Below are 13834 nucleotides of genomic sequence, written 5' to 3' on the forward strand. Positions count from 1 at the left end.
GTTTACTTAACAAATATACAGGAGTTAATTTCTTAATTCCAAGGAAACACCAAATAATATTTTAGTAATAAATACTTAAACCAATTATTATTTTCTGAATGAACCTTTAGTTTCAAAAGATAATTCTTTAAATAGTTAAAATCATTAGGTTTTATTTTGCAAAACTTTTAAGATTCCAGAGAAAATATTTTTTACAAAATTACCGACTTTTCATTTAGCGAAATTTCGCTAAATGAAAAGTCGGTAATTTATTTCAAGGAAATTTGTATTTTTACGAGTTGTCTATTTTCACTCTACAAGATGGGGTTAAATAACTTTAGCAAAATTCTGTCTTAAAGTCTCCGAACAAGGACAAAACCTATCAATCTACATAAGGAATTATATTACATTTGTATAGCTTAAAAAGCTATACATTTTAGTTTTAAGTAGCGTAAAAAACATACAGGTTTTTTAAAAATCCTGAGGAATCATTTCACTCGATTTATTAACTATTCTAAAAAATTTCTGAACTCACTAAATGACTTACCTAGCAAACCCTACTCGTTACGATCAATCAGGAACCCGCCCAATGGAGTATCGCCGTTGTGGTAACAGTGGTTTAAAATTACCCGCTATTTCATTAGGCTTGTGGCACAATTTCGGTGGTGTCGATGTATTTGAAAATTACCGAGCTATTTTACAAACTGCTTTTGATAATGGTATTACACATTTCGATTTAGCTAACAACTATGGGCCTCCTCCGGGGTCGGCGGAAGAGAATTTTGGTGTCATTATGAAAAAAGATTTCGCTCAATACCGTGACGAATTAGTGATTTCAACCAAAGCGGGTTATTTGATGTGGCCTGGCCCTTATGGAGAATGGGGTTCAAAAAAATACTTGGTGTCAAGCTTAGACCAAAGCTTAAAACGAATGGGACTAGACTATGTTGATATTTTTTATCATCATCGCCCAGACCCTGATACGCCTTTAGAAGAAACAATGGCAGCCTTGGATTTAATCGTCAGACAAGGTAAAGCCTTATACGTGGGTATTTCAAACTATCAAGCTCCAGAAGCTGAAAAGGCTATTGCCATCTTGAACCGATTAGGAACACCGTGTTTAATACATCAACCAAAATATTCTATGTTTGAACGTTGGGTTGAAGGTGGTTTACTAGATGTACTCGGTCGCGAAGGTGTGGGTTGTATTCCTTTCTCGCCATTAGCTCAAGGGCTTTTGACTGACAAATATTTAAAGGGTATTCCTAGTGATTCTAGGGCATCTAAACCGCATGGTTTTTTGCAAACTAGTCATGTTACACCAGAGGTAGTGGCAAAATTAGAGCAATTAAACGACATTGCTTTACAACGTGGTCAGACTTTGGCACAAATGGCACTCGCTTGGTTATTGAAAGATGCCAGAGTTACTTCAGTACTGATTGGTGCAAGTAGGGTTTCTCAATTACTAGACTCGCTAGATTGTTTAAAAAATAAAACTTTTAGCCATGATGAATTAACGAAGATTGAAGAGATTTTAAAGTAAGCTTTGAGATGTGAGCTTTGAGCCTTGAGCTATGAGTTTTTTTTATGCCATAATTCGCTCAATAGAAAAAACTCAAGGCTCGTTTCTTTTAAAACACTAACATTTACTAAACATAAAAAGCTCAAGGCTCATTGCTCAAAGCTATCAACTAAAAAAGCCAACTATGAAAAATATTTCCAGACGTAATTTTGTTAAAAACACTGCACTAACTGCTGGTGCGGGTTTAGCAATGGTGAATACTACTGAGGCTAAGGCTTCAAAAGAACTATTTGTCCATCATGTGTACTTTTACTTAAAAAATGCGAACAATGAGGCAGATACTGCTAAATTAATCGAAGGATTGAATGCGTTAACGAAAGTACCAACTATCAGATTTGTACACATCGGGACACCCGCAAGTACGAACAGAAGCGTAATAGAAAAAGGCTATGCCGTATCTTGGCTATGTTTCTTTGATAATTTGGAGGAAGAAGAAATCTACCAAAAACACCCTATTCACTTGAAATTCGTAGAGGAATACTCGCACCTCTGGGATCATGTAATTGTATATGATGCTATAGGACCAAGAAGAGAAAAGCAAAAATAATATTCAAAAAAATGCAATATAGAAAGTTAGGTAAAACAGGTTTCGAGATTTCAGAAATCAGCTTAGGTACATGGCAAGTAGGTGGTAAATGGGGTGATGATTTTAGCCATGAAACAGCTGATAAAATCCTTAATACTGCCGTAGATGCTGGTATTAATTTTATTGACACTGCCGATGTGTATGGCAACGGAGAAAGCGAGAAAGCCGTTGGTAGATTTGTAAAAAGTCGTTCAGAAAGGCTTTTTGTCGCTACTAAATGTGGAAGGCAATTAAACCCACATGTAAACGAAGCTTATCAACCAGCAGTACTTCGCAAATTTGTGGAAGATAGTTTAACGAATATGGGTTTAGAAACCCTAGATTTGATTCAGTTACACTGCCCGCCCACAGAAGTATATTATCGTCCAGAGATTTTTGAATTGTTTGATAGATTAAAGGACGAAGGGAAAATATTAAACTTGGGTATCAGTGTCGAGAAAGTAGAAGAAGCCTTAAAAGGGATTGAATATGATAACGTAACGAGCGTGCAAATCATTTTCAATGTTTTTCGTCAGCGACCAGCAGCATTATTTTTTGAACAAGCCAAGAAAAAGGACGTCGGTGTGATTGTAAGAGTACCTTTAGCAAGTGGCTTGTTAACAGGTAAGTTCTCAAAAACATCCACTTTTACAGAAGGAGACCACCGTAACTTTAACCGTAATGGAGAACATTTCGATAAAGGTGAAACATTTTCTGGGATTGATTACGAAACAGGTCTGGCGGCTGTGGATGAATTAAAAGCGTTATTTCCAGCACATCCTAATTTAGCACCTATAGCCTTGCGTTGGATTTTGCAACACGATGCTGTAAGTACTGTCATTCCGGGAGCATCTCGTCCCGAACAAGTATTATCTAATTTAGATGTTTTCAATATTCCAGCTTTGACTGCTGAAGAAGTTTCTAGCATTAATCAGGTATATCAACAAAGTATCAAACCATTAGTACACCATTTGTGGTAAGTATATTTCAATTTATTTTTAACCATTCAAGAAAAATGAAAAATAATCTCCTTAGAAACGCACTGATGCTAATGTTGGCTCTGTCATTCACCAGCACAACTTTTGCACAGCAATTTAAAGTACTATTGTTTACTAAAACTGACGGTTTTCATCATGAATCAATTCATGAGGGCGTAACAGCTATTCGTCAATTGGCAGCCCGTAACAACTTCACAGTTAACTGGCAAGAAAATGCCTCTGTATTCAATGACAAAGATTTGGCTAACTTTAGTGCTGTAATTTTTTTGAACACTACGGGCAACATTTTGAATGATGAACAACAAGTTGCTTTTGAAAAATTCATCCGTTCGGGTAAAGGGTATGTAGGTATTCATGCGGCTTCGGATACTGAATACGACTGGGCTTGGTACACTAAAATGGTGGGAATGATGTTCAAAATTCACCCTGCACAACAAACAGCCTATTTGAAAGTTGAAGATAGCAACTTCCCTGGTATGGAGCGTTTCCCTAAAAAATTGCTTTGGACTGACGAATGGTATGAATTTGGCGACCTAAAATCAACAGATTTACATTACTTGGTTTCAGTGGATGAAAAATCTTACGACCCTTATGCAAAATGGGGAACTAACGAAGGAAAAGGAATGGGTAAATTCCACCCTATTTCTTGGTATCATAACTACGATGGTGGTAGAGCATTCTATACTGCTTTAGGACACATTCCATTAACGTTTTCTGACCAAACTTTCTTAGATCATATCTATGGAGGTATTTACTGGGCAGCTACTGGTAAAGGTCTATAATCGTTTATCGCATTTCCAACAAAAAGACTTTATATCCGTAGATATAAGGTCTTTTTGTTTTTAAGCAGTAACTATTCCTCAATATCCAACGCATAGTCGTAATTTTATGTTCTAACTTATTTTAAAAGACCTTTTATGAAACTCTTTACATTATTTATTACACTGTTTTTGTCGGCTATTTCTGTAAGCGGACAAACTCTTTACACTAAGGCTTACGGAAATGCAAAGGATACTCCTATTATATTTATCCACGGTGGGCCAAGTGGTAACGGAACACTCTTTGAAGGAACTACAGCTAAAAAACTCGCCGAAAAAGGTTTTTATGTGATTATTTATGACCGACGAGGTGAAGGAAGGTCAATCGATTCCACTGCAATATTTACTTATCAGGAAGCATTTAACGACTTAAATAGCCTTTATAAACACTACAACTTAAACAAAGCAAATATAATTGGTCATAGTTTTGGTGGGTTGGTTTCAACACTTTATACCGAAAAATATCCTACAAAAGTAAGTTCGCTAGTACTAGCTGGTGCTTTATTTTCACAGCAAGAGACATATAATCATATTCTGAGCACACTCAAAAAAACCTATACTGATAACAATGATACTACTATGCTAAAGAAGTTGTTATACATAGAAAACTTGGATAAGCATTCTGCTGAATACAGAAAAGGATGTTATGAGTTAGCAGGAGAAGGAGGGTTCTTTAAAGTACCAAGCCCTAGTGAGGAGGCTATAAAGTTGAAGAAAGAATACGAGGCTAGTGAGTTTTATAAAACCAATATTCGCAACAAAAATGCTGCTATATTATTTTATAAAAATGAACCGCTTAACAACATTAACACAAAAACTATCCTAGCAAAACTAAAGCGTGATAAAATGAAAATCTATGCAATTTATGGAAAGCAAGATGGTATTTTCTCGAATGCTCAAATACAGTATATGCAAGAGCTAGTTGGCAAAAATAATTTTAAATTGATTGATAATTGTTCACATTACCTTTTTGTAGATCAACAGAAAGCATTTTTGGATGGAATTGAAAAATGGCTTAAATAATGCCAGCATGTGGTGGTTTAGATTGGCAAATTATATACTTTAAATAGTAACGATATTTAATATCTACAATGTGTTAACTGCATAAACTAATCGCTCAAGAAATAATATGTAGATTTGCGTACACTTTACGCATAGATATAAATGGAGCTTGAACAGCATATTAAAATAGCAGTAGATGCAATCGTTTTTGGCTATACAGAAAACAGCCTAAATGTCCTGCTGATAAAACAAAAATACGGTATTTTAAAAAACCAATGGGCATTGGTTGGGGGATTCGTACAAGACAATGAGACACTAAATAATGCCGTAAACAGAGAGCTACAAGAAGAAGCAGGTATCAAAGTAAATTATTTAGAACAACTTTTCACTTTTGGAGACAAACTAGACAGAGACCCAAGATTTAGAGTCATTTCGGTAGCATATTTTGCTTTAGTGAACTCTAGCAAGCTTATTTTAAAAGCTGATACTGACGCAGAAGATGCAAAATGGTTTCCAATAAAAGAACTCCCCCCCTTAGCATTCGACCACGAAGAAATCTTACAGACTGCTCATCAACGCCTAAAAAACAAACTTACTTATCAGCCAATAGGCTTTGACTTACTTCCCAAAGAATTCCTTTTCTCAGATTTAGAAAACTTGTACTGCACCATCTTAGAAAAGGAAATAGATAGAAGGAATTTCAGAAAAAAAATATTAAGCTTTGGTATTATTGAAGAAACTGAAAAATTTTCTCCTAAAAAAAGTGGAAGACCTGCCAAGTTATTTAAATTTAACAAACTCAAATACAATAAGTTAACAAACGAAGGATTCTTATTTGAAATTAATTTTGCGTAATTTTTACGCAAAATTAATTTGATTTCAATTTTTGAGCCCTATATTTGTGTAAAATATACGCAAATATAAAATTATGATACTCAATCTAGACAGTAATTTCAAACCATTAGATGGCGAAGAAATACAATTTGAAAGTTTTACATTTTCAGGCGGAGAACCTCACATTAAAATCAAAACAGATTTAGATACTCAAAAAGAAGTAGTTGTCACTCATCGCTTAAACTCATTCAATGATGTAGGATTGCTTTGCTTAGCCGTTGATGCTTTAAAGCGCATGGATATTACTCTTTCTAAATTAATAATACCCTATTTCCCATCAGCGAGACAAGATAGAGTAATGACCAAAGGTGAGCCTTTATCTGTTAAAGTATATGCTGATATAGTTAATAATTTAGGCTTTAAAAAAGTAATTGTACTGGATGTGCACTCAGACGTCACACCAGCTTTATTGAATAATTGCGTAGCTATTTCAAATCATAATTTTATTAAACAGGTAATTAATGCAATCGGGAAAGAGGTAAAACTAATTTCTCCTGACGGTGGGGCATTGAAGAAAATATATAAAGTTTCTGAATTTTTAAATGGTCTGGAAGTAGTAGAATGTAGTAAAAGTAGAGATATAGAGACAGGTAAATTAACAGGATTTAAAGTTTATGCTGAAGATTTAGATGGATATGATTGCTTAATTGTGGATGATATTTGCGACGGAGGCAGAACATTTATTGGTCTAGCAAGTGAACTAAAAAAGAAAAATGCTGGCAAGCTTTATTTGGCAGTAAGTCACGGTATTTTCAGTAAAGGATTTGAAGAATTGGAAAAACATTTTACCCATATCTTCACGACAAATTCTTTTAAGGAACAACTTCATGCTTGTTTAACACAAATAAATTTGAACAATGGACTACTATCTTAATCCTGAAAATTCTTCAAATAGACTAATGGAGGAATACAGCATATATAAATCGTTAGTAATAGCCTTTGATTTTGATGATACAGTTTATGATTTTCATAATAAAGGAAGACTTTACAATGATGTTATTGCTTTACTCAAAAAGTTAAAATCAATTAATTGCTATTTGATTTGTTGGACTGGTCAAGAAGATATGGTATTTGTAAGCAATTACCTTAACCAAAATGGAATTCCATTTGATGCCATCAATGAAAATCCACCATTTCATCAATCAAAAAGTAAGAAAATTTATGCTAATGCATACTTAGATGACAGAGCAGGTCTGTTTCAAGTATACAATGAATTGAAATATTTAACAGAAAACATTTAAAATTATGAATCCTTTATTATTGACAGATGGCTATAAAGTTGACCATCGCAGACAATATCCAACAGGAACAACTTTAGTTTATTCAAACTGGACACCCCGTAAAAGTAGAATCCAAGGTATTGATGAAGTTGTATTTTTCGGGCTACAGTACTTCATAAAAAAATATATCTTAGAAGATTTTGAAACCTACTTTTTCAAACAATCTAAAGAGAAAGTTATCAAAGAATACAGTCGTAGAATTAATAATTATTTAGGCGAGAATCAAGTTGGTACCAAACACATTGAGGATTTACACGATTTAGGGTATATCCCAATGGTAATCAAAGCATTACTAGAAGGAACAAGTGTACCTATAAGAGTACCCATGTTCACCATGTATAATACCAAACCTGAATTCTTTTGGCTAACAAATTATTTTGAAACGCTCCTTTCTGCTGTCATTTGGATGCCTTGTACTTCTGCTACTATTGCCAAACAGTATCGTAAAATATTGGATAAATATGCAAACGAAACATCTTCTATTCCAGAGTTTGTAGATTGGCAAGGGCATGATTTTTCAATGCGTGGCATGGCTGGAATTGAAGCGGGTGTTTCTTCTGCAAGCGGACACTTATTAAGTTTTACAGGAACAGATACCATTCCAGCGGTTGACTTTTTAGAAAAATATTATAATGCAGATTCAGATAATGAATTAATAGGTGGTTCAGTTGCTGCAACAGAACATTCTGTCATGTGCATGGGAACAACTGAAGGGGAATTAGAAACCTTTAAACGGTTGATTTGTGATATTTATCCTCAAGGTATTGTTTCTATTGTTTCAGATACTTGGGATTTATGGAAAGTGTTAACAGAATATTTGCCCGCATTAAAAAATGAAATATCAAGTAGAGCAGGGAAAGTGGTTGTAAGACCAGATAGCGGCGACCCTGTTGATATTATTTGCGGAAACCCAAATGGCAAAAACGAAAATGAGAGAAAAGGCGTTATTGAGCTTCTATGGGATACTTTTGGTGGGCAAATAAATAGCAAAGGATATAAAGAGCTTATTCCACAAATTGGTGCTATTTACGGAGATAGCATAACCATTGACCGAGCAACACAAATTTGTGAACGACTTAAAGTTAAAGGGTTTGCCTCTACTAATGTAGTTTTAGGTATTGGTTCATATACCTACCAGTACAATACAAGAGATACTTTCGGATTTGCGATGAAAGCTACTTATGGTGAAGTTAATGGCGAAGGGAGAGAGATTTTCAAAGACCCAATTACAGATGATGGCACAAAAAAATCTGCGAAAGGACTGATGAAAATTGAATTAGAGAACGGCACTTATAAACTTATTGACCAAGTAGATTGGGAAACTGAAAAACAAGGAGCATTGAAAGAAGTATTTAGAGATGGTGAACTTTTAATAGACCAAACCTTAGCGGAAATAAGACAAAGAGTAAGATAAATATATTTATACATATAGCAGTCACTCGCTTGAAGCGAGTGACTGCTATGAAATTCTACAATCCCTTCAAATAAGTAAGACTCAAAGGCACATTTTCTAATTCATGTTCGCTTTCGTCTTCGATGAAGTAATGCTTGATGCCAATCTTTTTGGCTATTTTTAAGATGGCTGGCCAGTTGGCTTGTCCTGTTCCTAACACAACATCATTTTCTGCTGGAGTATGTCCTGAAGAATCACCTATCACCCCTTTTTTCAAATCTTTTACGTGCATCAACTTCCAACGTGAGCCATATTTTTGTAATAATGCTTCTGGATTGGCCCCACCGTGGAGCGTCCATAAAACATCCATTTCAAAAGATACATAGGCGGGATTGGTATTCTTTACCATATAATCGAACAGTGTACCTCCCTCGTAAGGTCTGAATTCATAGCCGTGATCGTGATAACAGAAAGTTAGTCCGTTTTCTTTCAACACTTTTCCCGCTTTGTTGAAAACTTCAACTGCTTTTTTGACATCTTCGATGGTAAATTCATTGCCTTTATGAGGAATCCAAGCACACATCACATACTTAGCTCCTAGTGCCTTGGCATTATCCACAATCTCTTGCGGATTTTTCTCTAATTGTTCATAACTACAACCCGCTGAAGGAATGCTGATACCTCTGTCATTACAGAGCTTTTTATATTCTGTATTAGTCAACCCCTTCGCTCCACTACTTTCTAGTTCGGTTATGCCCATTGCTTGTATTTTATCCAACGTATTTTCGACAGAAACAGGGAAATGCTTACGGAAAGTATAAGCCTGTACCCCAAATGGAAAATTAAATAAAGGCTTTTTCTTTTGGGCAAAGGTATCTGTGATGTTAAGCAACAACATCAATGTAATTGCTATCAAGTAAGATTGTTTTTTCATATTCATAAAATTGGGTTCTATTAATTAGAAATACTATTTGTAAAATTTAAAGACTTACTATCTGCTGACCAAATAAGCGAATTACTTGTACTTTGATTTCCATAAAAATGAGCAATAACCTTTGCCCCAATGCCACCCGTTAAAGGAATTAGCCTGACCATTGCCTGCGTATATTGATTAGCATTTTCGGTATCATTCGGAAATGAAATAAAAGCTAGCCATTTGCCATCTGGCGAAATACTTGGGGCAGTATTCTGATACTCGTCGAACGTTACTTGCTCCTTTTCTGAACCATCAGCTTTCATTCGCCAGATTTGTGAATTGCCTTTGCTAAGTACAGAAGAATATTGAAGTTTCGCTCCTACTTTGGTTTCATTAATTACTTTACCCGTTACGGAATTGACTTCTGATACTGAAAGATTTTTACACAAGCCATTGGTGATATTCACATTTGTTAAACGGGTTGGTAATGACTGTATTTTCTCTGTTTTTGATGCATTATAGACTGGCTTATCAATACGAACGTTCCATATTTTAGCTTCATCAATCGCTAGTGAATCATGCGAACAAACATACAATCCAGCTAAAACAACATCCTTCATTTCTGAAGTATAAGACCCTACCGTTTGTAATGGCTCACCTTGATGTGCTACTCGCATCGTAATTTTCTTGCCTATTCTTTCTAACTGCACCACTTCAAAGCCTTTCTTTGTAAAAAAGATTTCATCTTCAGGGTCACGCATATAAGCCCCACGCAATACTCTCCATTGCATCACGGTCAAGCCATCACCATGCGATACTGCACTGACATGCGCAGCGGATTCATCGGCTGACTCGCGAATCATCCAGCCATATTTACGGTGATTATTGCCTTTATCACCGATGAATTCAAAATTAGCTGTCAACACAAAATCACCTTTTAGCTTTTGGTACAAGTATTGAAATTCATCCCGCTGAAACCAGATATTATAACCTGCCCCCTTGACATAATAAGTCTGCGTGGCTTCATCATAGCGTGCTGAACCTGCAATTTTAGGTTTCCCTACGTCGCCATGATTCTGAAAAATTCCGACTGGAGTATTTTGCGAAAAGCCTAAATAACAACAGCATATTAAACAAAAAGTAATATAGATTTTCATAGTGATAAATTGAATATATGAGAGGATGGTAATATAAAATTAAGCGATTTAAGTCCAACTGATTATCAACATTTTTTAAAGTAAATAAAGAGATAATTTAAATGGACTTAAATCGAGTGCTATTAAATAAATAGAGTAAGCTTTCAATACATTTATCACTAGGGAGGTCCCTAGTGATAAATGTATTATAAATAAGCTAATTACTTATTTTTACCATACACATCTTTTAAATCATTTTCAAAAAGCGTGTAAGGGTCATTATAAAATTTCAGGAAGTCGGGTACGCTTACTTGTTCTGGAAATGGCGCATAAAAGTGGGTTGGACTTCTGCTATCATTCCGCCAAACTAACACATAGGCTAAATTCATCTTTTCGGATTTAAGTGCCTTCAATAACGTCTCAGTCCACCAAGTAGGATTCGGAATTGACTCTAACCCTGTTTCAGTAAAAGCAGCCAATTTATTGGCCTTTTTGGCATAATCAGCTACAATTTTCAGCTTTTTCACGCCCGTTTGAATATCATACTTGCCATTTCTACCAAAGTCGGCATAGTTGTCCATTCCTACCATATCTACCCAAGCATCACCAGGGTAACGGTCTAGAAATTCTTTTTCTGTATGAAATTTACAGTCGGGTGAAAAGGCATAAATGAAATTATGAACATCCAGACTATCACGCAGATAAGTAACCGTAAATTGCCAAACAGATATAAAGTCTTCGCGAGAACAATGAGATTTCCCCCACCAAAACCAATCACCGTCAAATTCATGATAAGGTCTGAAAATCATAGGTGCTAACGTGCCATCCTGCCCTTTTACCGATTTAGCAAAATCAGCTATTGTTTTTAAGATTTCTTTATAGGCTTCATGATGCGACCCTCCGGGCTTTATCAATGCGATAGATACTACCGAAACAGTGTCGTTCCAATAAAAACCACCTTTGGATGCAGGATTAGAAAAATGCCAAGCTACCGTAGTTATTCCTCCACGATGATAGGTATCCACTACATTTTTCCTTAATAACTCAGCCGTTTTAGCAATTTGTGCTGAAGGTCTACCTGACAATCCACTTAAATCTACACCAATGACAGCTGGATGTGACCCTGTTACAGATTTCACATCCGAACGGTTTTCTTCACCAAACCATCCATGTCCGTACTCAGTGGCATGTTGATGCCCAAAAAGAATATTTTTCTTGGAAATTTTTGCTAAACTTTGGTATAAGGCTTTGGTTTCGTTAGTGGCTTTATTATCAATTTGCCCAAAGCTAAATTCGACAAATACGATACTTAATAAAAGTAAAATGAATAACTTTTTCATGTTTCAAAATTTAAAATTGAGTGAATTATGTATTATTCATAAAAATATCGCGTAGAAATGCACATTCTACCCTTTTCTGAGTGTAAGCAGGACATCAAAGCTCTTTAAATTGGACTTTAAAAATATTTTTTAAAATCATTTAGGGATTTTAGCGACTTGTTTGACTATACATCAAATATCGATTCCGGAACAATCACATGAAGCATTCTCAACTAAGTGACGAACAACTGATAGACTTTCTGAAAAGGGACGACAAAAAGGCCTTTGAGGAAATCTACCATCGTTATTGGTACAAACTTTTTGGTGTTGCCTATCACGAAACTGGCACAAAAGAGGAAGCTGAAGAGCTTGTACACGACTTGTTTGAAAGTCTTTGGCTAAAAAGAGAGCATTTAAACATTCGGTTTTTGAGTGCTTATTTGGTGGTAGCCATAAAGCACCTTACAACCAACTATATCAAGTCTCAAATCACTAATAGGAAGTTTCAAGAGTATATTATTTTTCACGAAATACAGCAGTCTTTCTCAACCGAAGAAATTGTACATTTTGCAGATTTATCAAAAGCAGTAGATGAAGCCTTAAAGAAATTACCAGAAAAAACCTGCGAAGTATTTAAGATGAGTCGATTTGAAAACCAATCGGTAAAAGACATCGCACTACGCTTAGACCTCAGCGAAAAAGCCGTAGAATATCATATCACTAAATCGCTAAAAGTACTAAGAGAGAATTTAAAGGTATATCAATCTGATAACTAAACATTCACTTTTAAAGCATATTAAACTCGATTCAACGCCTACCATTTGATAAATCAACTCCATACTTGCAGAAAAATTCACGAAAGATGAACCAATACGATTTCGATAAATTATTAGAAAAATACCTTGACGGAGATTGCACGACTGAAGAAGAGGCGATGATAAAGGAATGGTCCGACAATATGTTGAAACATAGCGAACTGAGATTGAGCCCTTCTGAAAAAAATAATATTGAACACCACCTTTGGGAAAGAATCCAGCATAGTTTGTTTCCTAACAAAGTAATTTCTGGTCGCTTTAAATGGACAGCAATTGCCATTGCTGCTTCATTGATGATTGGCATTTTCGGACTATTCTATTATCAAAAAACTACGGCTTATACAAGCTCGTTTACCGAAAGCATAGATAGCAACTTAGGCGTAATTGAAGTAAAAAACACCTCCTCTAAATCTCAAAAAATTAAACTAGAAGACGGCAGCGAAATTGTATTGAAGGCCGCTAGTAGTATTAGTTATCCAGAACACTTTAATGATAAAAACCGCAATGTGTATTTGAAAGGAGAGGCTTTTTTTAAGGTAAAACGAAATCCATCAAAACCATTCATTGTGCATACCCGCGATTTGGTTACAGAAGTACTTGGAACAAGTTTCACCATTAAATCTTACGACGATTCAAAAGCGATTGAGGTGTTGGTGGTAACGGGAAGGGTTTCTGTTTATGAAAATTCAGAAAAAACAGGCACTCATAAAAACGGGGTAATTTTGACGCCTAATCAAAAAATCACTTTTGATAAAGAAACAAAAAAAATAATTCCTAGTCTGGTTGAAAACCCCATCATTGTCAACACACCAGCCACTGCGTTAGATTTTATTTTTGACGAAACGCCCTTAACTGAAGTACTCAATCGCTTAAAAGAAGCATATCAAATTGAATTTGTTGTTGAAAATCATGAGTTAAACAAATGTGTATTCACTGCCGATTTGAATGAAATTCCATTACACAGCCAGCTTGATTTAATCTGTAAATCCATCAACGCTACATACGAACAGCGTGGAACGGTGATTTTTGTCAATGGAGTGGGCTGTCAGTGAGTTGTGAATGATGAGTTGTGAGTTGTGAATATTTTTTTTTACTCACAACTCATCATTCAAAACTCTTAATTCCAAACTCAAAACT

At 35.4% G+C, this 13834-nt stretch carries 14 protein-coding genes; 11 read left to right on the plus strand and 3 right to left on the minus strand.

Going from position 1 to position 13834, the window contains the following annotated elements; translation table 11 throughout:
- Positions 1 to 517: 517 nt before the first annotated feature.
- The 9 genes from mgrA (at position 518) to VB264_RS02435 (ending at position 8532) form a co-directional block, all read left to right on the plus strand.
- Entirely contained in the window at positions 518 to 1522 is a 1005-nt protein-coding gene (gene mgrA, locus VB264_RS02395; RefSeq protein WP_323246432.1) for an L-glyceraldehyde 3-phosphate reductase, read from the plus strand.
- Between the two features lie 163 nt (positions 1523 to 1685).
- On the plus strand, positions 1686 to 2108 hold the full coding sequence (locus VB264_RS02400) for a Dabb family protein (protein ID WP_323246433.1): 423 nt from the start codon (positions 1686 to 1688) through the stop codon (positions 2106 to 2108).
- An 11-nt stretch (positions 2109 to 2119) separates the two neighbouring features.
- On the plus strand, positions 2120 to 3106 hold the full coding sequence (locus VB264_RS02405; RefSeq protein WP_323246435.1) for an aldo/keto reductase: 987 nt from the start codon (positions 2120 to 2122) through the stop codon (positions 3104 to 3106).
- 35 nt (positions 3107 to 3141) lie between these two features.
- Positions 3142 to 3906 carry a ThuA domain-containing protein gene (locus VB264_RS02410; RefSeq protein ID WP_323246436.1) on the plus strand — a complete coding sequence of 255 codons (765 nt, stop codon included), beginning with the start codon at positions 3142 to 3144 and terminating at the stop codon, positions 3904 to 3906.
- A 135-nt stretch (positions 3907 to 4041) separates the two neighbouring features.
- Positions 4042 to 4965 carry an alpha/beta fold hydrolase gene (locus VB264_RS02415; RefSeq protein ID WP_323246437.1) on the plus strand — a complete coding sequence of 308 codons (924 nt, stop codon included), beginning with the start codon at positions 4042 to 4044 and terminating at the stop codon, positions 4963 to 4965.
- Between the two features lie 141 nt (positions 4966 to 5106).
- Positions 5107 to 5799, plus strand: coding sequence for an NUDIX hydrolase (locus VB264_RS02420; RefSeq protein WP_323246439.1), 693 nt, complete (start codon positions 5107 to 5109; stop codon positions 5797 to 5799).
- Between the two features lie 73 nt (positions 5800 to 5872).
- A complete protein-coding gene (prs, locus tag VB264_RS02425) occupies positions 5873 to 6712 on the plus strand; it encodes a ribose-phosphate diphosphokinase (protein ID WP_323246441.1) in 840 nt (279 codons plus the stop codon).
- Positions 6696 to 7079, plus strand: coding sequence for a hypothetical protein (locus VB264_RS02430; protein ID WP_323246443.1), 384 nt, complete (start codon positions 6696 to 6698; stop codon positions 7077 to 7079). The genes prs and VB264_RS02430 overlap by 17 nt, the downstream gene beginning before the upstream one ends.
- 4 nt (positions 7080 to 7083) lie before the next feature.
- A complete protein-coding gene (locus tag VB264_RS02435) occupies positions 7084 to 8532 on the plus strand; it encodes a nicotinate phosphoribosyltransferase (protein ID WP_323246445.1) in 1449 nt (482 codons plus the stop codon).
- A 55-nt stretch (positions 8533 to 8587) separates the two neighbouring features.
- Here the strand turns inward: VB264_RS02435 and VB264_RS02440 are convergent, their stop codons facing one another.
- The 3 genes from VB264_RS02440 to VB264_RS02450 all read right to left on the minus strand — a co-directional run bounded on the left by VB264_RS02440 (position 8588) and on the right by VB264_RS02450 (position 11903).
- Positions 8588 to 9445: a sugar phosphate isomerase/epimerase family protein gene (locus tag VB264_RS02440; protein ID WP_323246447.1), complete on the minus strand. Its 858-nt coding sequence runs from the start codon at positions 9443 to 9445 to the stop codon at positions 8588 to 8590.
- 20 nt (positions 9446 to 9465) lie between these two features.
- Complete coding sequence (locus VB264_RS02445) at positions 9466 to 10584, minus strand: TolB family protein (RefSeq protein ID WP_323246449.1); 1119 nt, start codon at positions 10582 to 10584, stop codon at positions 9466 to 9468.
- A gap of 200 nt (positions 10585 to 10784) precedes the next feature.
- Entirely contained in the window at positions 10785 to 11903 is a 1119-nt protein-coding gene (locus tag VB264_RS02450; RefSeq protein ID WP_323246451.1) for a glycoside hydrolase family 26 protein, read from the minus strand.
- 197 nt (positions 11904 to 12100) lie between these two features.
- Here VB264_RS02450 and VB264_RS02455 point away from each other — a divergent pair, with 197 nt between their 5' ends.
- Both VB264_RS02455 and VB264_RS02460 read left to right on the plus strand, forming a co-directional pair.
- Entirely contained in the window at positions 12101 to 12658 is a 558-nt protein-coding gene (locus VB264_RS02455) for an RNA polymerase sigma factor (protein WP_323246453.1), read from the plus strand.
- 86 nt (positions 12659 to 12744) lie between these two features.
- Positions 12745 to 13749 (plus strand): FecR family protein, encoded by a 1005-nt coding sequence (locus VB264_RS02460; RefSeq protein ID WP_323246455.1) that lies wholly within the window; start codon positions 12745 to 12747, stop codon positions 13747 to 13749.
- The last annotated feature ends 85 nt before the right edge of the window (positions 13750 to 13834 follow it).

The sequence above is a fragment of the Arcicella aquatica genome (assembly GCF_034928825.1).
Taxonomy (GTDB): Bacteria; Bacteroidota; Bacteroidia; order Cytophagales; family Spirosomataceae; genus Arcicella; species Arcicella aquatica.

Excerpts from the sequence above, each read along its gene's own strand:
- mgrA (WP_323246432.1), top strand. The coding sequence starts at position 518 with ATGACTTACCTAGCAAACCCTACTCGTTACGATCAATCAGGAACCCGC.
- VB264_RS02400 (WP_323246433.1), top strand. The coding sequence starts at position 1,686 with ATGAAAAATATTTCCAGACGTAATTTTGTTAAAAACACTGCACTAACT.
- VB264_RS02405 (WP_323246435.1), top strand. The coding sequence starts at position 2,120 with ATGCAATATAGAAAGTTAGGTAAAACAGGTTTCGAGATTTCAGAAATC.
- VB264_RS02410 (WP_323246436.1), top strand. The coding sequence starts at position 3,142 with ATGAAAAATAATCTCCTTAGAAACGCACTGATGCTAATGTTGGCTCTG.
- VB264_RS02415 (WP_323246437.1), top strand. The coding sequence starts at position 4,042 with ATGAAACTCTTTACATTATTTATTACACTGTTTTTGTCGGCTATTTCT.
- VB264_RS02420 (WP_323246439.1), top strand. The coding sequence starts at position 5,107 with ATGGAGCTTGAACAGCATATTAAAATAGCAGTAGATGCAATCGTTTTT.
- prs (WP_323246441.1), top strand. The coding sequence starts at position 5,873 with ATGATACTCAATCTAGACAGTAATTTCAAACCATTAGATGGCGAAGAA.
- VB264_RS02430 (WP_323246443.1), top strand. The coding sequence starts at position 6,696 with ATGGACTACTATCTTAATCCTGAAAATTCTTCAAATAGACTAATGGAG.
- VB264_RS02435 (WP_323246445.1), top strand. The coding sequence starts at position 7,084 with ATGAATCCTTTATTATTGACAGATGGCTATAAAGTTGACCATCGCAGA.
- VB264_RS02440 (WP_323246447.1), bottom strand. The coding sequence starts at position 9,445 with ATGAAAAAACAATCTTACTTGATAGCAATTACATTGATGTTGTTGCTT.
- VB264_RS02445 (WP_323246449.1), bottom strand. The coding sequence starts at position 10,584 with ATGAAAATCTATATTACTTTTTGTTTAATATGCTGTTGTTATTTAGGC.
- VB264_RS02450 (WP_323246451.1), bottom strand. The coding sequence starts at position 11,903 with ATGAAAAAGTTATTCATTTTACTTTTATTAAGTATCGTATTTGTCGAA.
- VB264_RS02455 (WP_323246453.1), top strand. The coding sequence starts at position 12,101 with ATGAAGCATTCTCAACTAAGTGACGAACAACTGATAGACTTTCTGAAA.
- VB264_RS02460 (WP_323246455.1), top strand. The coding sequence starts at position 12,745 with ATGAACCAATACGATTTCGATAAATTATTAGAAAAATACCTTGACGGA.